This is a genomic window from Pseudomonas sp. CCC3.1, assembly GCF_034347405.1.
Lineage (GTDB): Bacteria > Pseudomonadota > Gammaproteobacteria > Pseudomonadales > Pseudomonadaceae > Aquipseudomonas.
The window spans coordinates 615,023-637,106 of record NZ_CP133778.1 but is presented as its reverse complement, the minus strand read 5'-3'; the positions used below and the strand labels follow the sequence as shown (position 1 = coordinate 637,106).

The window sequence follows — 22,084 nt, the reverse complement described above, 5'->3', positions numbered from 1 at the left end:
ACGGGGCAAAACAGATGTTGAGAAAGTTCCGCTTGGCGCGACCAAATGCGATGTTATATTGTAACTATAAATATCGATATCAAGCGCGCACGGCGCCACCGCTTTCATCCCCCTTGCCAAGGAACCTGCAATGTCTTCCCCTGCTTTCCCACGCCACCTGCGACGTCTACGCCTGACCCCGCTTGCCACTGCGCTGCTCATTACCTCCCCCGCCTACGCCTTGGAATTGCAAACCCAAGTGATCACCGGCAACCCCTTGGGCAGCAGCCAATTGGCAGCTCCTACCACAGTCCTGGAAGGTGATGACCTCACGCTGCAACAACAAGGCAGCCTCGGTGAAACCCTGAACAAACAGCCGGGCGTGTCTTCGTCCTACTTCGGTCCGGGCGCAAGCCGACCCATCATTCGCGGCCTGGATGGCGACCGGATTCGCATTTTGCGCAATGGCGTCGGCGCGCTGGACGCTTCGTCTCTGTCGTACGATCACGCGGTGCCTCTGGACCCGGTCAACGTTGAGCGCGTCGAAATCGTACGCGGCCCGGCCGCCCTGTTGTATGGCGGCAACGCCATCGGCGGCGTGGTCAATACCTTCGACAACCGCATCCCCACCGAAGCCATCGACGGCATTCATGGCGCAGGCGAACTGCGTTATGGCGGCGCCGACACCACGCGCAGCAGCGCGGGCAAACTGGAAGCCGGTGACGGCACGTTCGCCTTGCACCTGGACGCCAACGCCCGCGCGTTCAACGACCTGAAAATCCCCGGCTACGCCCGTGACCGCCATGCCCCGGCAGTCGACGATGACGACGACCAAAAGAAAGGCCGCCTGGGTAACAGCGGTGGCCGTCAAGACGGCGGCGCGGTAGGCGGCTCCTACACCTGGGACGATGGCTACGCAGGCTTGTCCTACAGCAACTACGACGCCAATTACGGTTCACCGGCCGAGCAAGACGTGCGCATCCGCATGAAGCAGGATCACTACGCGTTCGCCTCAGAAATACGCAATCTGCAAGGCCCGTTCAGCTCGCTCAAATTGAATGCCGGTTACACCGATTACCAACACAGCGAAATTGAGGGCGGCGAAGTCGGCACCACCTTCAAGAACAAAGGCTACGAAGCGCGCATCGAAGCACGCCACGTGCCGATCGGCCCGCTCAACGGCGTGATTGGCGCACAGGTCAATCGCAATGAGTTCTCGGCCTTGGGTGAAGAAGCCTTTGTGCCGCAGACAGATACCAACAGCGGCGCCGTCTTTATTCTTGAAGAATTGCAAGCCACTGATCGCCTCAAACTCAGCCTCGGCGGGCGTTTGGAGCACACCGTGGTCGACCCGGATGCCAAGGGCAATGAGCGTTTCGAGGCCGCTGACAGCTCCAAAACCTTCACTGCGGGCAGCCTGTCTTCAGGCGCCGTGTTCACCCTGACCCCGATCTGGTCGTTGGCCGCCACCTTGGGCTACACCGAACGCGCACCAACCTTCTACGAGCTGTATGCCAATGGCGCGCACGTTGCCACTGGCACCTATGAGCTGGGCAACCCTAACCTGTCAAAAGAAAAAGCCGTGTCCAGCGACCTGGCACTGCGCTTTGACAATGGCACCCACAAAGGCAGCGTCGGGGTGTTCTACAGCCACTTCTCCAATTACATCGGCTTGCTGGGCACAGGTCGTACGCTGAATGACGAAGGTGAGCCGGACGCAGACGGTATTCCCGAGTACACCTACTCCGGGGTACGGGCACGTTTCACCGGCTTTGAAGCCTCGGATCACTGGAAGCTGGGCGAAAGTGCATACGGGAAATTTGCACTGGAACTGTCGGGCGACTACACCCGCGCCACCAACCTCGACACCGGCGAAGCCTTGCCACGTATTGCTCCGCTGCGCCTGAGCAGTGGTTTGCTGTGGGAACTGGACCGCTGGCAAGCGCGGGTCGACGTTGAACATGCGAGCAACCAGGGTCGCGTACCCGACAACGAATCGGGCACCAATGGCTACACCACCTTGGGCGCCAGCGCGGGCTATCACTTTGATGTTGGCAGCAGCCAATGGCTGGCCTTCGTCAAAGGCGACAACCTGACCAATCAGACTGTGCGCTATGCCAGTTCGATTCTGCGCGACATTGCCCCAGCACCCGGTCGCGGGATTGAAGTCGGATTGCGTACGACCTTCTAACCCATAAACCCTGTCGTTGTAGGAGCGAGCTTGCCTCGCGATCTTTTGATCTTTAAATGCAAAAGATCACGAGGCAAGCTCGCTCCTACACATTTATTTCAAACCCCTTCCCGTCCCCATTTCCCGCAAACACCCGCGAACGTGAGGCAAAAAGCCTCTGAGACGAACGGTCGCAGCCCACTGTTACAGAATCAGAAATGATCCATGTCACTTAAAGTGCTGTTTCTAAACGTTTCAGCGCTTTATCATTTCCGCACTAAGGGCTGAAACGTTTCATTCATCCCTTCAATCTTAAAGTGTGAGTCCTGCTGCCAAAGACAGCGCTACCCACGCCACAGCCCTACCAAAAAGACTTTCATCTCGACCTATGTCCACATTCCTGACTTTGCGCAAACACAGCGCGCTATTCCCTATGGCCGGGCAAAAAGCCCTGGCCCTGATCGGCGGCATCACCGCCCTGGGCCTCGCCAGCTGCGCACAAGCCGCTCCGGCTTTCGACAGCGACTCAAAATGGATGCTGGGCGATTGGGGCGGCACCCGTACCGAGCTTGCGAAAAAGGGCTACAGCTTCTCGCTCGATTACGTCGGTGAAGTGGGTTCCAACCTGCACGGTGGCTATGACCACGACCGCACAGCGCGTTACAGCGATCAGTTCGGCCTGGGCACTCACCTGGACTTGCAGAAAATTTTGGGCTGGCACGACGCTGAATTTCAACTGACGATTACCCATCGCAGCGGCAACAACATCAGCAACGACCGGATCAATGATCCACGGGTTGGCGGCTTCACCTCGGCGCAAGAAGTCTGGGGCCGTGGCCAAACCACCCGCCTGACGCAGATGTGGTACCAGCAAAAGTTTTTCGATCAGAAACTCGACATCAAGGCTGGCCGTTTTGGTCAGGGCGAAGACTTCAACAGCTTCCCTTGCGACTTCCAGAACCTGGCGTTCTGTGGCTCGCAGGTCGGGAACTGGGCGGGCAGCATTTGGTATAACTGGCCCGTCAGCCAATGGGCGCTGCGGGTCAAATACCACCTGACGCCTGAGCTGTATGCGCAAGTCGGCGCTTATGAGCAGAACCCGTCCAACCTGGACCGCGGCAATGGCTTCAAACTCAGCGGCAGCGGCACTCAAGGTGCAGTGTTGCCGGTTGAGCTGGTATGGACCCCGAAAATCAATGGCCTGCCAGGTGAATACCGCGCCGGTTATTACTACAGCAGCGCCAAGGCAACCGACGTTTACAAGGATGCCAATGGCCAGCCGGCGGTCTTGAGCGGCGAAGCCTATCGCAGCAGTTCGAGCAAACACGGCATGTGGCTGGGCGTGCAACAACAACTGACCACCCGCGCCAGTGATCAATCCCGAGGGTTGAGCGTGTTCGCCAACGCCACCCTGCACGACAAGAAAACCAACGCCATCGACAACTATGTCCAGGCAGGCGTTGTGTACAAAGGCGTGTTCGATGCACGCCCCAAGGACGACATCGGCTTCGCGATGGCTCGGGTGCACGTCAACCCGGCCTTCCGTAAAAATGCCGAAGCCACCAACCAGGCCCATGCCATTTACAACTTTGACAACCCGGACTACTTGCCGCCTCAGGACACTGAATACAGCGCCGAATTGTATTACGGCGTGCACGTAACCAACTGGCTGACTGTTCGACCCAACCTGCAATACATCCGCCATCCCGGTGGCGTCAACCAGGTGGATGACGCACTGATCGGCGGCCTGAAGATTCAAAGTTCGTTCTAACGAACGAGCAGCCGGCGGCAAGTGACTCGCTACACGCTTGCCGCTACATTTCATTTACAACGGAGAACCACACTATGAGCACTGACGGTGCTTTCAGTAAAAGCCGCCTGCTACCGACACTGCTCGGTATCTTGCTGGTGCTAATGGGCCTGGCCATGTTGGCCGGGGGTATCAAGCTGGTCGCGCTCGGCGGGTCGACGTATTACCTGCTGGCCGGTATCGGCTTCGGGTTATCGGGCGTACTGCTGATCGCTGGGCGCCGTGCTGCATTGGCCCTGTACGCGCTGGTACTGTTCGCCAGCACCGTATGGGCGCTGGTGGAAGTCGGTCTGGACTGGTGGCAACTGGTGCCGCGTCTGGCCCTGTGGTTCGCCATCGGTATCGTCCTGCTGTTGCCATGGTTGCGTCGTCCGCTGTTGCGCGGTCAGTCGGCACCTGTGGCCACTGGCGCACTGAGCATCGCCGTGGTGTTGGCGGGTGTTGCTGCACTGGCTAGCCAGTTCACCAACCCTGGCGAAATCAAAGGCGAACTGGGTCGCGATGCCGTACCGGGCATGGCCAACACCGCACCGGCCATGCCGGATGGCGACTGGCAGTCCTACGGCCGTAGTGGCTATGGCGACCGTTACTCACCGCTGAAAGAAATCACCCCGCAGAATGCGCACAAGCTGGTGCCAGCCTGGACCATGCGCACCGGTGATATTCCTGGCGAAGGCGATCCCGGCGAAACCACGGCCGAGAACACCCCGCTGAAAGTCAACGGCATGCTGTATGTGTGTACCCCACACAGCCAGGTGATCGCCCTTGACCCAGACAGCGGCAAGGAAATCTGGCGCTACGATCCGAAGATCAGCACGCAAAATGCTGCCAACTTCAAAGGCTGGGCACACATGACCTGCCGCGGCGTGAGCTATCACGACGAAAACGCCTACGCCAAAGCCAGCACTGAACAAAGCGCTGCCGAGCCTGCTGCTGCCACTTCGAGCAACGCTTGCCCACGCCGTCTGTTCTTGCCAACTGCCGACACCCGTCTGATTGCACTCAATGCCGACACCGGTAAGGTCTGCGAAGAGTTCGGTGACCACGGCTCGGTAGACCTGCGCCACAACATCGGCAGCTTTGCACCGGGCGGCTACTACTCCACCTCGCCACCTGCCGTGACCAAAGACCTGGTGGTGATTGGCGGCCACGTGACCGACAACATCTCCACTGACGAGCCATCCGGCGTAATCCGTGCGTACGACGTGCGTACCGGCAAGCTGGTCTGGAACTGGGACAGCGGCAACCCGGACGACACCACGCCGATTGCCGAAGGCAAAACCTACACCCGTAACTCGCCTAACATGTGGTCGATGTTCTCGGTCGACGAAAACCTCGGCATGCTGTACCTGCCGATGGGCAACCAAATGCCTGACCAATATGGCGGCGACCGTACCGAAGACTCCGAGCGTTACAGCGCAGGCGTGACCGCTCTGGACATCAACACCGGTAAAGTCCGTTGGTACCGTCAGTTCACTCACCATGACCTGTGGGACATGGACGTGGGCGGTCAGCCTACCTTGATGGACCTCAAAACGGCTGATGGCGTGAAACCGGCGCTGCTGGCTTCGACCAAACAAGGCAGCATCTACGTTGTTGACCGTCGCACTGGCGAAGACATCGTACCGATCCGCGAAATCCCGGCACCGGGCGACGCCGTTGCTGGCGACCACACCTCGCCAACCCAGCCGCGTTCGGACCTGAACATGATCCCGCCAGTGCTGACTGAGCGTGACATGTGGGGCGTTACCCCGTTCGACCAGATGCTGTGCCGGATAAACTTCAAGTCCCTGCGTTACGACGGCATGTACACCCCGCCATCGCTGCAAGGTTCGATCGTGTATCCAGGCAACTTCGGCGTGTTTGACTGGGGCGGCATTTCGGTCGACCCAGTGCGTCAGATCGCGTTCCTGAACCCTAGCTACATGGCCTTCACCTCCAAACTGGTCCCACAGGCAGACGTTGCCGCCATGGGCCCACGTAAAGGCGAAACCTCGGGTGTACAACCGAACAAAGGCGCCCCTTACGGCGTGATCCTGGAACCCCTGTTGTCGCCCGTTGGCCTGCCTTGCCAGGCGCCTTCGTGGGGTTACGTTGCGGCGGTCGACCTGACCAACAACAACGTCATCTGGAAACACAAAAACGGCACCGTGCGTGACAGCTCGCCGGTACCGATCCCACTGCCAATGGGCGTTCCAAGCCTGGGCGGCACCGTTACCACAGCCGGTGGCGTTGCCTTCCTGAGCGGCACCCTTGACCAATACCTGCGTGCTTACGACGTCAACAACGGTAAAGTCCTGTGGGAAGGTCGCCTGCCAGCAGGCGGCCAAGCCACCCCAATGACCTACGCCGGCAAAGACGGCACCCAATACGTGGTGGTCATGGCGGGCGGCCACGGTGGTCTAGGCACCAAAAAAGGTGACTACATCATGGCGTTTAAACTGGCTGAGTAAGTTTTAGAGCTGGTTTCAGGAAAGGCGGCTATCGAGAGATAGCCGCCTTTTTTTGTGGCTGGGGTTTGAGGTTAAAGCGAACGGGCTGCCAGTTCTGCTTCGCGGGCGGCGATGGCGAGTTCTAACTCTGGAGAACGTTTAGCCCATTGCTCGGGCGGGAGGGGTTTGGACCATTCGATGATGTCGGGGCAAGGAAAGTCAGGGAGTGGATACAGCTTTAATCGTTCAAGCGCATCGATAAGAAAGGTATTGAAGATAAATATTCCGCAGAACCCCTCCCACACCAACGTCATAAACCAGCCTTTACGTTTAGCGGCTATGAAAAGATTGTCCACATAAGTAGCGAGTATGCCTTTGGGGTAGTGGAATCTAGCACTATTATCTTTTACGACGTGCGGCCCAATCTCCATATAACTGCGCATACATTCCCACTGCGCCATCGCCCCCTCACTCGATCCGCAGTTAAACCCCCAGAATACGTGTTTATTACTCTCTTCAGCGTGCGGATCCGGGTTATCGAAACTTATAAACAGCATGCCCATTGAGTGTGTGCCCACTTGACTGACCGTCGAGTGTTCCGAAGTGGCGGCGGTTACCGTCTCCCAAGGTACAATCCAGTAGTTGCCGTTTTCACGAGGAACACAGACTTCTCGGCGTTGACGATTGAAACGAATGGGTAGTGGGGTTGGTTGGAATAAGCTATGAATCAACATCAGTATGGGGATAGCTAATATGCAAGTTCCATACAAAACGATATCCGTATCATTCATCACAAAAGCAAGAAATATAAAAAGCATAATCATCGGCCACAAAATCAACATCCCAGAACTAATACTGTAGCTCCCAATATCTAAATACACATCACACTTACGCCAAATAACATTTACCATATCAACTGCCGACTCACCCGTCGGTATGGCGAGAGGGGCCAGGTGATCTTGTTGAGAAAACAGACTTTTCTTACTTGTTCCTGCCGCTGGCACGCTCATCGTTTTATACCTGGCTGCAAGAAAACTGAAACTTGTTGACCGCCAAGTGTGTAACGCCTTGTAGTGTCCAATTCAGGTGTTGGGTCATTACGCAAGGCGATCACTCCCGTGGCTGCACTCAATGTAAACGCAACACCTCGCTCTCCCCCCACAAAGTTGAGGGCGCCTAGCATTGAGGTCAATGGAGTGTGGTATCGCAAGCGCAAAGAGACTGTAGTGGGTTGCGAAGCGAATAAGTTAGGCACCGTGTTGAATGGGCCACTCAATCGTAAACCTTGGCCTTGGGTATGCGGAATCCACTCACACCGACTGTGGTGTATCCAACAGTCGCCAATATCTTGCATAGGCTCTTCACGAGCGTATTTCCCCTCACCACTTTTTATCCGTTCGCGCATCGCCAGAGTATCCAGCGGGTTACCAATCATGGTGATGTCTAGATAAACATTACTGGGCTCCGCCCCTGGCAGGTCTATGGTGAGTGTTTTGATCGCACTTTTAATTACGCCTGATTGCAATGCATTCATTACACTTTTTGGTTCGGCGGATTCGAAGCTGACTCTAGGGGTGTAAAGAATGCCGTATAAACGATTAAGTTCGTCTTGCTGGGCATCGAATGCTATGGGGGTCAGGTCGCGGGCACGAGACTTTGACCAGCAGCAATCATTTAGAAAAATCTGCATAGGTTTTTGCTGAAAATACCAAGCAATCAGATAGAGCACACCCAGTACCGCAATCAGGAAATTCAGTGGCCCCATCCAAAATAGAAACCGTGAAAGCGCCATTGCAGCACTGAGATTTCCGCTGAGAGCTCTCAAAGTGAAAATCACTCCATTGAGTGTTACAGCCCCAAAAGTAGCAATTTGACCACCGACTACATTTCTACGCATCTGCAGCCAAGGATCGATAGAGCCTTGTGCGTTTTCAAGTTGTAGTTGGAGAGACTTAATCTCATAGATTGCAGCCACACCAGAAAGCCCTCCAATAACCCCTCCTAACAGTGTGCGCAAAGGTGCTACAGCTAATCCCATCGAAAACCGAGCAGTCCTACTCACCTGACTATCAATCACCGCCACCAATGCCGCCCCGGCATAAAGCGTCGCTGACCAAGTATCGTTGATACGCTGCTGATCCATCCCTTCCAACGCACCCGCCTGCCCCAAATAATTACTGGCATTCCAACTATTGAGCAGCAACGCTGTCAAAGCGATCAAACCACCACTGTTTTTAACTGCCACAGAGTCGACAATTTTTGAAACATGACCAAGGCCGATGGCTTTACCCGTGGTGTTAACCCATTGGCTAAGGTCTTCCGCGGCTTTGCCGAATTGCTGCAACACCTGATATTTTCCTTGGCTCATTAACCGCAGACCAATTTGGTGAGCCGCTCGGGTGGCGGACATCATGGCAAGCCACGGCCCTTTCAGCGGTTCTCCCGTTTTGCTGCTGAGCAACAACAATGATGCGCTCAGGCGTTTTACGAGGGTGTTCCAAAGGCTATAGGTGTTGCCCGCCATAGCACTGAGCCCAGACAGAATGTTGAGACCCTGCGGCCCCAGCACCTTACTCATTGCGGCTATCGCATTGGCCTGATTTTCAATTTCCAACGCTGCCATCAATTCAGTCGCACGGCTGCTGGTATTGACCGCCCCCTCAAGTGTGGGGCTCCAGCCGTAAAACAATTGCCGCAACGCGCCGTCATCCGCACTGCGCACGTACTCTGCATATTGCTCGGCCCCAACATTGCGTAAACATTGGGCGCTAAGACAAGCCAAGACCAGTTCATCCAGCCATTGGCGGTGTTCGCTGTCGTGGTAATCCACAAACCACGTGCCGCTGTGATGTCGCAGCAAGTACACGCCACGATCAGCGTAGAGGGCTTCGTGTCGTTGTTGCAGGTGAGAAAAATGCTTCGGGGCGGTTTGGTCGAGCCAATGATTCATGGCAGGCAAGTCGATGTATTGCTCAACTTTATCGCTGGTATGAGTATTGTCTTTGTTACTGAGTTTACTAACCTGGTACTCGAGCACCATTTCCATAATCTGGTCATGAAACTTCAGCGGGATAAATCCACGGATCGGCGCCACAGCGGCTTGTTCGCGCAGATGAATCTCGTGTAGCCGTGTGTCTGCTTGCTGTTTGGTAAACGGAGAGCCATGAGCAACATTGGCGGCGTAACGATCGCGGGCCAATGCTTCAAGCCGTTTACGAGTATCCAGCAGCATTTGCGCCTGCTCACGCGTCAGTTCAATGTCCTGCTCGCGGTAGCGGTAAATCAACATCCCGATGACTTCGTCGGGATCTTCTGTAATCAAACTACGAACAAACCCGCCAATACTCAGCCGTAAGTTGTTATCGGCTTGCCATTTTTCATGCCGAGATTCGATCAGTTCTTGTTCGTGGTTGATGTCGCGCAATACGCCGAGATCGTCATCCAAACACACCAGTACGGTGTACAAACCGCGTGATTGGCTGTGGACGGTTTCCATCAGGCTTTGGGTCGTGGTCGGCGCCCATGACACGGCGCTCCACTCGCCCGGCGCAGGGACGTCATCGGGAACCGGCGGGTACTGCGCAGCCACTTTCGCTCGCTCACTGAGCCAGTGCTGGGTGTCGGTATAGGCTTTGATCGTGTTGGGCGTTGGGTCTTTAATCGCCTCATTGCCCAATTCATCCGCACGCTTTTGCAGTGTGGGCTGATTGCGCTGGTAATCGATCGCCAACGCCAAGTCATAGGTGCTCGGGATCAACTCACCCATCACCTGCTTGGCTTCGCCCAACGGCACGCAATGCGGGGCTTGCAGGGTGTTCGCGACTTGCCGCAGGTCCAGGCGGCGCATGCGCTGGGTGCGATTTTCGGGTTCGCTGAGTTGTTCGCAAGAGGTCGAGTTCAGCGGGATTTCGCTGTAGAGCATCCAGGCTTCCTGATGCTTATCCAGCGCTATACCACTCTGGGTGCCGACGTTGATGACGGTGTCATCGCCATCCAGTTCTTGACTGCGCAGCAGGTTGTTTTCAGCCATCGCATAGCGCTGAAGCGGGCCGTCGCCTTGCCACACATAGAGAAAGCCCGTGCGCAGAAGACGTGCTGCCATCGGGTGGCTTTGGGTTTCTACGCCGGGCTGGAAGGCCGGGTGGCTGGCGGGCGCTTCGCTGAGGGCGTAACGCACCGGAACCACGAAGATGTGGGGTGGGCTGGCCTGACATTGGCGAACGGTGCTGTTGATGTCGGTATGCGGGCGGGCCTTGGCCGCTCGCGTGGCTTCAGCCAAATTGACCACTGCGGCCAGACGTTTATCGACACTCATGCAGTCACCTCCCCAGTCATAAGTTGGCGTGTTAACTCATCCTGTAAATGATCAAGCCGCTGTTGCGGTGTCACGTTGCGTGCGGCCAGTACTTGGCGATAGACCTCATGGCCCGGGACATCTGGAAACGTCTCACCGAAATACGCATACACGCCGATCCAACACATCACTTCATCCTCTGCGCTGTAGCCTTGGCGCGCGGCATTACGCTGACAGTCTTGTGCCCATTGCTGCTGGGCTTGTGGGTCGAGCCCTTGCAGGCACTGAGGGAAATAGCGCTGGCAGTGATCAATCATTCGTTGGGTAAATTGGCTCCGTTTGCCTTGGCACAGATGCTCAAGTTGCTGCGTGCTTAAGCTCAGCCAAGGCGTTGCCGCGTATTGGCCGCTCGGCTGATCAGGATTTTCCTGACGGATAAAAAGTCCATTGGCCAACCGAATTAAGCGCACCGGCCCCATCAGCCGGTCTCGCTCAGCGTCAGGCAAATCGCCCAGCCATAAGCGGGTAATTCGAGGGTCGTAGAACCGGAAAAATGCGCTGACGCCGCCTTCAAGTTGCACATGCACCAGGCTGCGCAAATGGGCGATCAGGTCGCTTTCATTGGCCTCTGACTCCAACCAGATGCCTGCGCGGGTTTGCCACTCTTCGGCAAAGGTATTAGCCAGTGCAGTGTTGGGTTCTACCGCGACCAGCAGCGGGCCAATGTTCGCCAAGTCGGCGTAACGGGTGGTCAAGTACAGGGCCTGGGGGGCGGCTTTTGGCGCCATCTGAAACAGGCGTACATGGAGATCTGGAATCTGGTTGCTATCGAGCAACAGGTAGGCGCGCGTCATGCTTGACCTTCTTTGAGGGCCTGACAGGTCAAGCACACGGGCTCCACCTCATCGGCGGATAATTCGAATACACGTGCCTGGTCAACCAGTGCCACCGCCGTCATCACCTCGACCCCGTCCGGCACCGCCAACAACGCAGGCAAGCCCGGTATCGGCACGCCGCCGGGCAGGATCGGTGAGCTGCTGTAAATGCCGAGCGGGGTCAGCATCAGGTGTTGCCCACCCGCCATCAGGGTCATGCTCGCGCCGCCGTTCACCACCAGCGTGGCCCCGGCTTTGATGTGCGCGTGCACCCCGGCTTCAATCGCCATCACCAGACCGACGCGGGTGTGGCTGGTCATGGCGACGGTAGTGAAGTCATTGCTCTGGATTTCAACCTTGCGGTCGCCACTGATGGTCTGCTGGTCTTCTGCCCCAAGCGCCACTACGTTGTTGCCAACGATGGTCTCTTCACGCTTGCCGTCGACCTGCACGTGGCTGTCGTTTTCGATGTGTTGCGCCATGTCGCGCTGGGCGTGCAGGTAGATTTTTTCCTGACCTGTGCGGTCTTCGATGCGCAACTCGTTGTAGCCGCCACCGCCCGGTGTGCTGCGACTGCGAAAGACGCTTTGGGTTTTCTCGGCCGGCAACTTGAGTGCGCTCGGGGTCATGCTCGACACCAGGCAGCCCGACACCAGCGGCTGGTCGACGTCTCCTTCGAGGTAGCTGACCAATACTTCCATCCCCACTCGGGGGATGGTCACCGCGCCGTAGCTGTCACCTGCCCAACTGGAGGCGACACGCAGCCAGCAACTGCTGCTGTCGTCGTCCGCCCCGCTGCGATCCCAATGAAAGCTGACTTTGATTCTGCCGAACTGATCGCAGTGGATTTCCTGATCAACTGGCCCGGTAACCCGAGCCGTCTGGTTGCCATGGAGGCGCGGCTTGTCGAAAACGACAGCCGAGCGGTAGGTCACGTTCTCGGGAGTGGCAAGAAAGCGGTTGCGGTAGCCCTGGGCAAAGTCCAGTGAATGCTCGATCTGCGATTGACCGCCCTGTTCTTCCAGCACCTGCGGCTGCTTGCCTTCGTGATGGACGTGAGTCAACAACCACGGCGCATTCCAGTCGCTGTAGGGGTGCTCACTCAGGGTTAAAAAATGGCCGCTGCTCAAGCTCGGCTGATCACTGTGGCCGCTGGCCTGACTGTCATCGCTCTGATGCTGCTCCAGGCTTCTCTGGCTTTGGCGTTCGCCGTGTGCGTCGTTGTTGAAGCGGCCGGGGTAGGTGTAATGCTCAAGCGGGCGCCGATTGGAGTCGGCGCGGCTATCGGCTTGCAGCGTGCGACTGGCCGTCTTGAAATCGTAATCGCGACGCAGGGTACTGTTGGTCCAGGTCTTCAGGCGCAGATCAAAGCGGTCGACTGCCGCTTCTTCGGCCACCATGCCACCGCTTTGCACGAAGGGCGTCGCCCGCGCCAGCGGAGTGAAAGCCGCCTGTCCATCACCGAACTGCAAGTAATGGGCGTCGGACGAATGCTTGAAGTGATAGTGAATACCCTCCTCAAAGCACAGCCGTTGGATGAAGTGCAGGTCTGATTCGCCGTACTGCACGCAGTATTCACGCGGCGTATAGGTCGATTGCAGGGTAAAGCCGTAAATCGTGCCGAGAATGCCGTGCTCTTCGAGCAGGGTTTCGATGATCTGCTGCACGGTCTTGTTCTGAAAAATACGATGATTAGTGCGGTGCTCAAGGTAAGCCAAACGCGGGACCAGCGTCAGACGATAGACACTCAAGCGCTTGCCGGGGCTGTTTTGAGCGATGCGATAGATCTGCCCGTGGACGCCATGGCCCTGTCGATCAAACCCCAGAAAGGCCGAGGTGTGCAGCAACGCTTCGAGGTCCAGATCAGCGCGATCACACACCAGTTCAACGTCAAACGAGAAGGGGCTGCTGATCGCTTCGTCACCGCTGAATGCCAGCACCTGGACCGGGTGAACGTCTGCATTGAGGGTCAGACTGAACGTAGTGTCGCGAGCAATTGCGGGCATCCATGACTCCTCTGACGTACGGGCTTACTTCAAAGGAAGCAGCCTCGACACAAAGGGGTGAACGCTAAAGGATGGGCTCGGGAGTGGATGTAGGACACGTCCGTAACTTGCGGAAGAAACGGGTCTTACTTCCAACTGTGGGAGCGAGCTTTTGTTTTAAAGATCAAAAGATCGCGAGCAAGCTCGCTCCTACGGGGGATTCGTTCTAGCTCACGCCGTCGCCCGCAACTGGTTAACCCAGGCTTCGAATGCCACTGCGTCCAGCGGCCTGCTGATCAAGTAACCCTGCGCCGTGTCGCAGTGCCAGCGTTTGAGCAGGTCGAGACTGTGTTGGTATTCCACGCCTTCGGCCACCACTTTAAGGCCCAGGTTGTGGCTCATTTCGATGGTCGAACGCACGATGACTGCATCTTCACTGGCTTCGTCCAGGTTACGAATAAAGGATTGGTCGATTTTCAGCTCTTGCACCGGCAGCCGTTTAAGGTGCGCCAGCGAGGAGTAGCCGGTGCCAAAATCGTCCACCGACAGGCTGATGCCGCCGTCACGCAGCCCTTCAAGCACGTTGAGCGAGTGTTCGGGGTCGTGCATTACAGCACTTTCAGTGATTTCAAAAATCAGTTGCTGAGCCGATACCTGATAGCGGGCCAGCAACGCCGCAACCTTTGTCGCCAAGTCATCGCCGCGCAAATCAGCAGCCGAAATGTTGATCGACAGTTGCAGGTGCAAGCCACGCTGGTTCCACTCGGCTATCTGCCGAATACCCTCCTCGATCACCCAATCTGTCAGCAAATTCATGCTGCCAGAGCGTTCTGCCAACGGGATAAATTCTGCCGGTGATACCAGTCCAAACTCCGGATGCTGCCAACGCAGTAACGCTTCGGCCTGGCGCACGTGGCCATTACGCAGGTCTAGCTTGGGTTGATAGTGGATAAACAATTCGCCTTCGCTCGCCGCGCGGCGCAAGCCGCGAATCAACTGGATCTGACGCTGGTGCGCCAAGTCGCGGTCTTGCTGATAGACCTGCAAGTAACCCGGCGACGACGCTGCATCACTGCGCGCAATGGCTGCTCGGGCGATCAAGTCGTCGGCGGTTTGGCCGTGGGTCGGGTACACCGAGATCCCCATGCAAATTTCCAACTGCACGTCGTGCCCGTCAATGCTGAACGGCAGACTCAATAATCCATACAAGCGATCCGCCATCGCGACTCCCGCATCAACCTGAGTTTTTTCCAGCAGGAGCAAAAATTCATTGCCACTGAGGCGCGCGGCGGTAGCGCTTTGCGGCAGCGTTTCCAGCAACAGACGGCTGGTCTCGCGCATGATCAGTTCCAGACCTTGCGGACCAGAGCTTTCGTTGATCAGGCGATAGTTCTCGATGCCCAAATAGATCAACACCACGCTGCGACGGGCGCTGATGGCACTGCCCAGACGTTCCATGACCAGCGCGCGGTTGGGCAACCCCGTGAGCGAGTCGTGCAGCGCGTTGTGCGCCAATTGCTGCTCACGCTCGGCAATCCCGTTTTGCATCACGTTGAAGGCGCGGGCCAGAAAACCCAGTTCATCGCGGCGCTTAAGCAGCACCGGGGTTGAATAGTCGCCCCGGCCAATGCGTTGCGCCGCTTCGGCCAGCAGACTGACGGGGCGGGATACTTCGCGGGCCAACCACAGCGCACCCAATAGAGACGCCAGCAAGGCTACGAGGGAGATCCACAGGAACTTGCGATCCAGCGAGGCAAAAGCCTGAAGGGTTTTATCCAGAGGGCTTTGCAACAAGGCCAAGACCTGGCCGTTGGCGGGATCGCCGGAGTTGGCCAGTTGTAACAACAGGCCCAAGAAACGCCGATCGCCGAACTCACTGAAGTGGGTCATGGGCCCCGGCGGATGGTCACGCAGAAACGCAACAATACCGGCGTCCATCGCCTCTGGCTGAGTGCTGACCAAGGCACCGGACTGGCCGTCTTTTATTGCCAGAAATGAGACTTCGAGGTTGCTCAAGGTTCGCAGTTCGTGGGCAAACACGTCATTCATCGGCATGCCCGAGACGACCCGCATCACAGGCAAGGGCGCCAGTACGACGCCCTGGACCATCATGTAAGGGCGCCCGTCGAGCACACCGATCATCATGGTCTGTGCGGCACGCCGCGCCTGCCCCATGGCGTTGGCGTAGGGGAACTGCATGCCGGGCGGCAAGCTCTTCAAGGTACTGATGATGATCTTGTCTTGCATGTCGAGGACAAACACATCACTGCCGCGAAGGCTCGGCTCAAAGGCCTCCAGTGCTTGTTCCATTTTCTGCGGGCGGCCGTCTACGGCAGCTTCGCGAAAATCCGCGTCGTTGGTTAACCAATTAAGGCCGTACTGAATACGACGCCCGCGAAAGTCAATAAAGCGCTCAAACACCCGGGCACCGTTGTTCAGTTGCTCTTCGGCCTGATCGCTGGCGGCTGTCACTGTTGCCGCTTTCACAGCCAAATACACCGTACCGATCACCACCAGCAGAAGCAGCGCCACCACCACGCTGATATGGGCCTGAAAACTATTGCGCAGCTTCATGGGGGGCCCTCAATCCTTTGACGATACCCAGCCTTTTTGAAAATCCCTGAGGCATTCATGCACCCTCTGCATCCTGATGAAAGTCAAATAACTGACTTTCCGTTCAATCCTTATTGTTTTTCAGCGCGGTTGCCACGCGGTAGAAGATCGCCTAATAAATACGGGCCGTCTACCGTCAAGTTGTTGGCGACAAAGCGCTAACTGTTGACAGACATCCCGCGCGTCATCGCCTGCCGGGAAAGAGTCGGGGCATTGACCTACTGTAGGCATTGGCTGATTTACACGGTGAACAAAACTTCACCATTGAAACCTCTATCGCAGTGCCCCATCTAAGACACATACCCCATTGCGCAGGTGCCCCATGAGCGACCAGCAAGATTTTACCGACAACACGACTGAGTACACCGATGTAGAGCCCACCGAGAACGAATCAACCGTACACGCTGGAGGGACTGAATTGGCTCTGCCAGGGCAGAATCTGCCGGACAAGGTTTACATCATCCCGATTCATAATCGGCCGTTCTTCCCGGCACAAGTGTTGCCGGTCATCGTCAATGAAGAACCTTGGGCCGAAACCCTCGACTTGGTCAGCAAGTCGCCTCATCACTCGCTGGCGCTGTTTTTTGTCGACACGCCTACTGACGATCCACGCCATTTCGACACCAACAGCCTGCCGGAATACGGCACGCTGGTGAAAGTGCATCACGCCAGCCGAGAAAACGGCAAATTGCAATTCGTGGCACAGGGCCTGAGCCGTGTGCGCATCAGCATGTGGCTCAAACATCACCGCCCACCGTATCTGGTGGAGGTCGAATACCCGCAAGAAGTTAAACAGCCCACCGACGAGGTGAAGGCTTACGGCATGGCGCTGATCAATGCGATCAAAGAGCTGTTGCCGCTCAATCCGCTGTACAGCGAAGAGTTGAAAAACTACCTCAATCGCTTTAGCCCCAACGATCCATCGCCGCTGACCGACTTTGCGGCCGCGTTGACATCGGCCACCGGCAACGAGCTGCAAGAAGTGCTCGATTGCGTGCCGATGCTCAAGCGCATGGAAAAAGTGCTGCCGATGCTGCGTAAAGAAGTCGAAGTCGCGCGGCTGCAAAAGGAAATCTCGGCCGAGGTGAACCTCAAGATCGGCGAGCATCAGCGCGAGTTCTTCCTTAAAGAACAACTCAAGGTCATCCAGCAAGAGCTGGGGCTGACCAAAGATGATCGCAGCGCCGATATTGAACAATTTCAGCAGCGCCTGGAAGGCAAGACCCTGCCTGCCCAGGCCCGCAAGCGCATCGACGAAGAGATCAACAAACTCTCAATCCTGGAAACCGGCTCACCCGAATACGCGGTCACCCGTAACTACCTGGACTGGGCCAGTTCGGTGCCGTGGGGCGTGTTTGGTCAGGACAAGCTAGACCTCAAGCACGCGCGCAAAGTGCTCGACGCCCACCATGCGGGGCTTGAGGACATCAAAGACCGCATCCTCGAGTTCCTCGCCGTAGGGGCTTACAAAGGCTCGGTCAGCGGGTCGATTGTCTTGTTGGTCGGCCCGCCGGGCGTGGGTAAAACCAGTGTCGGCAAATCCATTGCTGAATCGCTGGGTCGCCCGTTCTATCGCTTCAGCGTCGGCGGCATGCGTGATGAAGCCGAGATCAAGGGCCATCGTCGTACCTACATTGGCGCCCAGCCGGGCAAGCTGGTGCAGGCGCTCAAAGACGTTGAAGTGATGAACCCGGTGATCATGCTCGACGAAATCGACAAGATGGGCCAAAGCTTCCAGGGCGACCCGGCCTCGGCACTCCTTGAAACCCTGGACCCGGAACAAAACGTCGACTTCCTCGACCATTACCTGGACCTGCGCCTGGACCTGTCGAAAGTGTTGTTTGTGTGCACCGCCAACACCCTGGATTCGATCCCCGGACCTTTGCTCGACCGCATGGAAGTGATTCGCCTCTCGGGTTACATCACCGAAGAAAAAGTCGCGATTGCCAAGCGTCACCTGTGGCCGAAACAGCTTGAAAAAGCGGGCGTTGATAAAACCAGCCTGAGCATCAGCGACAGCGCCTTGCGCACGGTGATTGACGGTTACGCCCGGGAAGCCGGTGTGCGTCAGCTGGAAAAACAGCTGGGCAAGCTGGTGCGTAAATCCGTGGTCAAGTTGCTGGATAAGCCCGACGCAGTGATCAAGATCGGCCCCAAAGACCTCGAAGCCTCGCTGGGTACGCCCGTGTTCCGCAACGAGCAGGTCATCAGTGGTACCGGGGTGATTACCGGTCTGGCCTGGACCAGCATGGGCGGTGCGACGCTACCGATTGAAGCCACGCGTATTCACACCCTCAACCGCGGCTTCAAGCTGACCGGGCAACTGGGCGATGTGATGAAAGAGTCTGCCGAAATCGCCTACAGCTATGTCAGCGCCAACCTCAAACAGTTTGGCGGCGATCCGCGTTTCTTCGACGAAGCCTTTGTGCACCTGCACGTGCCTGAAGGGGCGACGCCTAAAGACGGCCCAAGTGCGGGCGTGACCATGGCCAGCGCCTTGCTGTCACTGGCCCGTAATCAGCCGCCGAAAAAAGGGATTGCCATGACCGGCGAGCTGACACTCACCGGGTATGTTCTGCCGATTGGTGGCGTACGTGAAAAAGTGATTGCGGCGCGTCGACAGAAGATTCACGAACTGATCTTGCCCGAGGCAAACCGTGGCAACTTCGATGAACTGCCGGACTATTTGAAAGAGGGCATCACCGTGCACTTTGCCAAGCGCTTTAACGACGTGGCCAAAGTGTTGTTTTAAAAAGCCCTGACCGCTGTCACAACTGTAGGAGCGAGCTTGCCTCGCGATCTTTTGATCGTTTAAAAGATCGCGAGGCAAGCTCGCTCCTACAGTTATGACAGCACTGCAACCGGCTACACATCCAGTTTTACCAAACACCCTGTAATTTCTGACAGTAGACACACTTTTACTTCCCGCCGTTAATAGAGCCTTGGACGACAGACATTAACGTTGGGGAACTGCAATGCCACTTCATCATCCTGCGTATGAAAACCCTGATGCTCTCTGGTCCTGCGCTAAGGGGCCTGCTGTCTTCAACCCCAGAACACGCGGCGAACTCAAGGCAGATCTGCTCGATAGACCTTCTTTTGCCGCACAGGAAATGACCTTCGCCAGCAGCCAAAAGAAAATTGTCATTACCGCAGAGTTCGATGAGTTTGGCTCTACAGGTTATCGCGCTCTTTCCCTGACCCTGGACATCAATATCCAATCGGGTATTTACCTGTTCCGAAAAGGCGAACACGGCCCGGTGCGCGCGATGTCTTACATCGAATGCGTTGAAGTCGATGGTCGCGATATCTATCACTTGAACGACGCCACTGTCGGCACCTTGCACCTGAGCGTCATCGAAAGTTGCTTCAGCGCCCGGCTGTTCACCTTTGAATGCGTGGACCACAAGGGCGAATCGCTGGAGCTGTGTGGCGATTTTAAAATCAGCCCACCACACGCCAGCTTCTAGGCTTTGTACGAGATGTTTTCGAGCGAAGGTCAAGCAAGGCTCGGCCACACGTGGCCGACGACACACTGCGCAACCGCCGTCATGGGTTATGCTGCGCGCTTGTGTTTGTCCGACCGGAGCCTTCAATGTCCCTCGCACGTCTTATTCCCCTGCTCAGCCTCAGCTTGCTGACAGCCTGTGCACATCAGTCTGCCAACAACACCGTGACCGTTGAAGAACAAAGCGACTGCCCGCTAGAACTTCACACGGGGCAAAACCTGATTGTGTCGTTGCCCAGCAACCCCACCACCGGCTATCGCTGGGCCATTCAAGACTCGGCAGGCGGCGTGCTGCGCAGCCTCGGCCCTGAGGTCTACCAAAGCAGCGATAACGGCCAACTGCTCGGCAGTGGCGGGCAATCGACATGGCGCTTTCAGGCATTTGCAGCGGGCGCAGGGCGCCTGCGCCTGACCTCTCAGCAACCTTGGGAACCAGAAGCCGAACCCGCTGAAAGTTTTGACTGCCCAATCACCGTGAAATGACAGGGCGCGGTTTATCAGACAGACCGCGCATCCCGGCGCCAACTTGGCTAAAATGCGGCCCCTTTTCAACTCTCCAGCGCCGGAACTGTCGTGAGCAATGAAGTCGTGAGCAAAGAACCTGACCGTATTTTCGCCCAGCCCCTGGCCCAGGTGCCGGACTTCGCCTTTAACGAAGACGTGGTGCGGGTGTTCCCGGACATGATCAAGCGCTCGGTGCCCGGCTACCCGACGATTGTCGAGAACCTCGGCGTACTCGCGGCCCAATTCGCTCAGCCCAACAGCGTGCTGTATGACTTGGGCAGCTCGTTGGGCGCCGTGACCCAAGCGTTGCGCCGCCATGTGCGCAGCGAGGGGTGCAAGGTGATTGCCGTGGACAACTCGGCGGCCATGGTCGAGCGCTGCCGCGAGTACCTCAATGCACAAAACTCGATGTTTCAGGAGTTGCTGCCGGTTGAGGTGATTGAAGGCGACATTCTGGCGCTGGCGTTCGAACCCGCCTCGGTTGTGGCGCTGAACTTCACCCTGCAATTTATCGCGCCTGAGCAGCGTCTGGCCTTGCTCGGCCGGATTCGCCAAGCGCTGCTGCCGGGAGGTGCGCTGATTCTCTCGGAAAAGCTGCGCTTCAATGATTGCGAAGAACACACGTTGCTGACCGATTTACACATCGCGTTTAAGCGCGCCAACGGTTACAGCGACCTCGAAATCGCACAAAAACGCAGCGCCATCGAAAACGTCATGAAGCCCGACAGCCTCGAAGAACACCGCGAACGCCTGCTGGCGGCCGGGTTCTCGAAAGTCGTGCCGTGGTTCCAGTGTCTTAACTTTGCCTCGTTGATTGCCTTGCCATGATTGATCTTTCCCCCCTCGCCCGCCGTCTGGCGGGCACGCCCTTGGCTGAATGGGCGAACACCCTGCAAGCGCAGCTCGACACCAAAATGGAGAAAGGTCACGGCGACCTGGAGCGCTGGCAAAGCGCGCTGGATGCGTTGCCCAACGTGCTGCCGACCGAGACCGACCTGCTCAACGGCCTGACCCTGGACACCGACTGCGACGACGAAACCCGCGCGCAAATGCGCACAGCGCTGCTCGGCTTGTCGCCGTGGCGCAAAGGGCCGTTCGATCTGTTTGGCGTGCACGTCGACACCGAATGGCATTCGGACTGGAAGTGGTCGCGGGTTGCCCCGCACATCGACCTCAAAGGCAAACGCATCCTCGATGTCGGCTGCGGCAATGGCTATTACATGTGGCGCATGCTCGGCGCAGGCGCCCACAGCGTGATCGGTGTCGACCCAAACTGGCTGTTTTTCTGCCAGTTCCAGGCCGTGCAACGCTTCTTGCAGCAAGAAGCGGCCTGGCACCTGCCGTTCCCGTTTGAAGACCTGCCGCCCAACCTCGAAGGTTTCGACACTGTATTTTCCATGGGCGTGTTTTACCACCGCCGCTCGCCTATCGAGCATTTGCTGGCGTTGAAAGACTGCCTGGTCAAAGGCGGCGAATTGGTACTGGAAACCCTGGTGATCGAAGGCGACGTGAATCAGGTGCTGGTGCCTGAAGACCGTTACGCGCAGATGCGCAACGTGTGGTTCCTGCCTTCAATCCCGGCCCTTGAGCGCTGGCTGCGCCGCGCCGGTTTCAGCGACGTGCGCTGCGTGGACGTGAGCATCACCACCGTCGAAGAACAACGTGCGACCGAGTGGATGAAGTTCCAGTCACTGAGCGACTACCTGGACCCGAATGACCACAGCAAAACCATCGAAGGCCTGCCCGCGCCCATGCGCGCCGTGATCGTCGCCAGGAAATAAACAACCCGCGACTTCGTAGCAGCTGACGAGCGGAGCGAGGCTGCGTTCGATTGCGCAGCGATCGTAAAACCTGAGTTCGTGGTTTGCCTGTAACACCACGCAATTTGACTTTACGACGGCTACGCCGCCGGAC

At 57.2% G+C, this 22,084-nt stretch carries 13 protein-coding genes; 8 read left to right on the top strand and 5 right to left on the bottom strand.

All coding sequences use genetic code 11. The features are described 5' to 3' along the window. Positions 1–130 precede the first annotated feature (130 nt). From RHM56_RS02885 to RHM56_RS02875, 3 genes are all read left to right on the top strand, one after another. Positions 131–2,170 carry a TonB-dependent receptor gene (locus RHM56_RS02885; protein ID WP_322238363.1) on the top strand — a complete coding sequence of 680 codons (2,040 nt, stop codon included), beginning with the start codon at positions 131–133 and terminating at the stop codon, positions 2,168–2,170. Positions 2,171–2,537: 367 nt separating this feature from the next. Then, positions 2,538–3,920, top strand: a complete 1,383-nt coding sequence (locus tag RHM56_RS02880) for a carbohydrate porin (RefSeq protein WP_322238361.1) — start codon at positions 2,538–2,540, stop codon at positions 3,918–3,920. A gap of 74 nt (positions 3,921–3,994) precedes the next feature. Then, positions 3,995–6,412: a glucose/quinate/shikimate family membrane-bound PQQ-dependent dehydrogenase gene (locus RHM56_RS02875; protein WP_322238360.1), complete on the top strand. Its 2,418-nt coding sequence runs from the start codon at positions 3,995–3,997 to the stop codon at positions 6,410–6,412. Between the two features lie 71 nt (positions 6,413–6,483). On the opposite strand, the gene RHM56_RS02870 is transcribed toward RHM56_RS02875, so the two are convergent. The 5 genes from RHM56_RS02870 to RHM56_RS02850 all read right to left on the bottom strand — a co-directional run bounded on the left by RHM56_RS02870 (position 6,484) and on the right by RHM56_RS02850 (position 16,119). Continuing rightward, complete coding sequence (locus tag RHM56_RS02870) at positions 6,484–7,401, bottom strand: DUF6708 domain-containing protein (RefSeq protein WP_322238358.1); 918 nt, start codon at positions 7,399–7,401, stop codon at positions 6,484–6,486. Then, a complete protein-coding gene (locus tag RHM56_RS02865; RefSeq protein ID WP_322238356.1) occupies positions 7,398–10,706 on the bottom strand; it encodes a toxin VasX in 3,309 nt (1,102 codons plus the stop codon). Before RHM56_RS02865 ends, RHM56_RS02870 begins: the two co-directional genes overlap by 4 nt. After that, positions 10,703–11,539: a DUF4123 domain-containing protein gene (locus RHM56_RS02860; protein WP_322238354.1), complete on the bottom strand. Its 837-nt coding sequence runs from the start codon at positions 11,537–11,539 to the stop codon at positions 10,703–10,705. The genes RHM56_RS02865 and RHM56_RS02860 overlap by 4 nt, the downstream gene beginning before the upstream one ends. Beyond that, a complete protein-coding gene (locus RHM56_RS02855; RefSeq protein ID WP_322238352.1) occupies positions 11,536–13,566 on the bottom strand; it encodes a type VI secretion system tip protein VgrG in 2,031 nt (676 codons plus the stop codon). The genes RHM56_RS02860 and RHM56_RS02855 overlap by 4 nt, the downstream gene beginning before the upstream one ends. 210 nt (positions 13,567–13,776) lie before the next feature. Further along, entirely contained in the window at positions 13,777–16,119 is a 2,343-nt protein-coding gene (locus RHM56_RS02850) for a GGDEF domain-containing protein (protein ID WP_322238350.1), read from the bottom strand. Between the two features lie 361 nt (positions 16,120–16,480). Between RHM56_RS02850 and lon the strand changes: the two genes are divergently transcribed. From lon to cmoB, 5 genes are all read left to right on the top strand, one after another. Next, positions 16,481–18,910 (top strand): endopeptidase La, encoded by a 2,430-nt coding sequence (gene lon, locus RHM56_RS02845; RefSeq protein WP_322238348.1) that lies wholly within the window; start codon positions 16,481–16,483, stop codon positions 18,908–18,910. Positions 18,911–19,271: 361 nt separating this feature from the next. Then, entirely contained in the window at positions 19,272–19,628 is a 357-nt protein-coding gene (locus tag RHM56_RS02840) for a hypothetical protein (protein WP_322238346.1), read from the top strand. Between the two features lie 125 nt (positions 19,629–19,753). Beyond that, positions 19,754–20,149, top strand: coding sequence for a protease inhibitor I42 family protein (locus RHM56_RS02835; protein ID WP_322238344.1), 396 nt, complete (start codon positions 19,754–19,756; stop codon positions 20,147–20,149). Between the two features lie 105 nt (positions 20,150–20,254). Continuing rightward, positions 20,255–20,998 (top strand): carboxy-S-adenosyl-L-methionine synthase CmoA, encoded by a 744-nt coding sequence (gene cmoA, locus RHM56_RS02830; RefSeq protein ID WP_322241684.1) that lies wholly within the window; start codon positions 20,255–20,257, stop codon positions 20,996–20,998. After that, positions 20,995–21,951, top strand: coding sequence for a tRNA 5-methoxyuridine(34)/uridine 5-oxyacetic acid(34) synthase CmoB (cmoB, locus tag RHM56_RS02825; RefSeq protein ID WP_322238342.1), 957 nt, complete (start codon positions 20,995–20,997; stop codon positions 21,949–21,951). The genes cmoA and cmoB overlap by 4 nt, the downstream gene beginning before the upstream one ends. The last annotated feature ends 133 nt before the right edge of the window (positions 21,952–22,084 follow it).

Excerpts from the sequence above, each read along its gene's own strand:
- RHM56_RS02885 (WP_322238363.1), top strand. The coding sequence starts at position 131 with ATGTCTTCCCCTGCTTTCCCACGCCACCTGCGACGTCTACGCCTGACC.
- RHM56_RS02880 (WP_322238361.1), top strand. The coding sequence starts at position 2,538 with ATGTCCACATTCCTGACTTTGCGCAAACACAGCGCGCTATTCCCTATG.
- RHM56_RS02875 (WP_322238360.1), top strand. The coding sequence starts at position 3,995 with ATGAGCACTGACGGTGCTTTCAGTAAAAGCCGCCTGCTACCGACACTG.
- RHM56_RS02870 (WP_322238358.1), bottom strand. The coding sequence starts at position 7,401 with ATGAGCGTGCCAGCGGCAGGAACAAGTAAGAAAAGTCTGTTTTCTCAA.
- RHM56_RS02865 (WP_322238356.1), bottom strand. The coding sequence starts at position 10,706 with ATGAGTGTCGATAAACGTCTGGCCGCAGTGGTCAATTTGGCTGAAGCC.
- RHM56_RS02860 (WP_322238354.1), bottom strand. The coding sequence starts at position 11,539 with ATGACGCGCGCCTACCTGTTGCTCGATAGCAACCAGATTCCAGATCTC.
- RHM56_RS02855 (WP_322238352.1), bottom strand. The coding sequence starts at position 13,566 with ATGCCCGCAATTGCTCGCGACACTACGTTCAGTCTGACCCTCAATGCA.
- RHM56_RS02850 (WP_322238350.1), bottom strand. The coding sequence starts at position 16,119 with ATGAAGCTGCGCAATAGTTTTCAGGCCCATATCAGCGTGGTGGTGGCG.
- lon (WP_322238348.1), top strand. The coding sequence starts at position 16,481 with ATGAGCGACCAGCAAGATTTTACCGACAACACGACTGAGTACACCGAT.
- RHM56_RS02840 (WP_322238346.1), top strand. The coding sequence starts at position 19,272 with ATGACCTTCGCCAGCAGCCAAAAGAAAATTGTCATTACCGCAGAGTTC.
- RHM56_RS02835 (WP_322238344.1), top strand. The coding sequence starts at position 19,754 with ATGTCCCTCGCACGTCTTATTCCCCTGCTCAGCCTCAGCTTGCTGACA.
- cmoB (WP_322238342.1), top strand. The coding sequence starts at position 20,995 with ATGATTGATCTTTCCCCCCTCGCCCGCCGTCTGGCGGGCACGCCCTTG.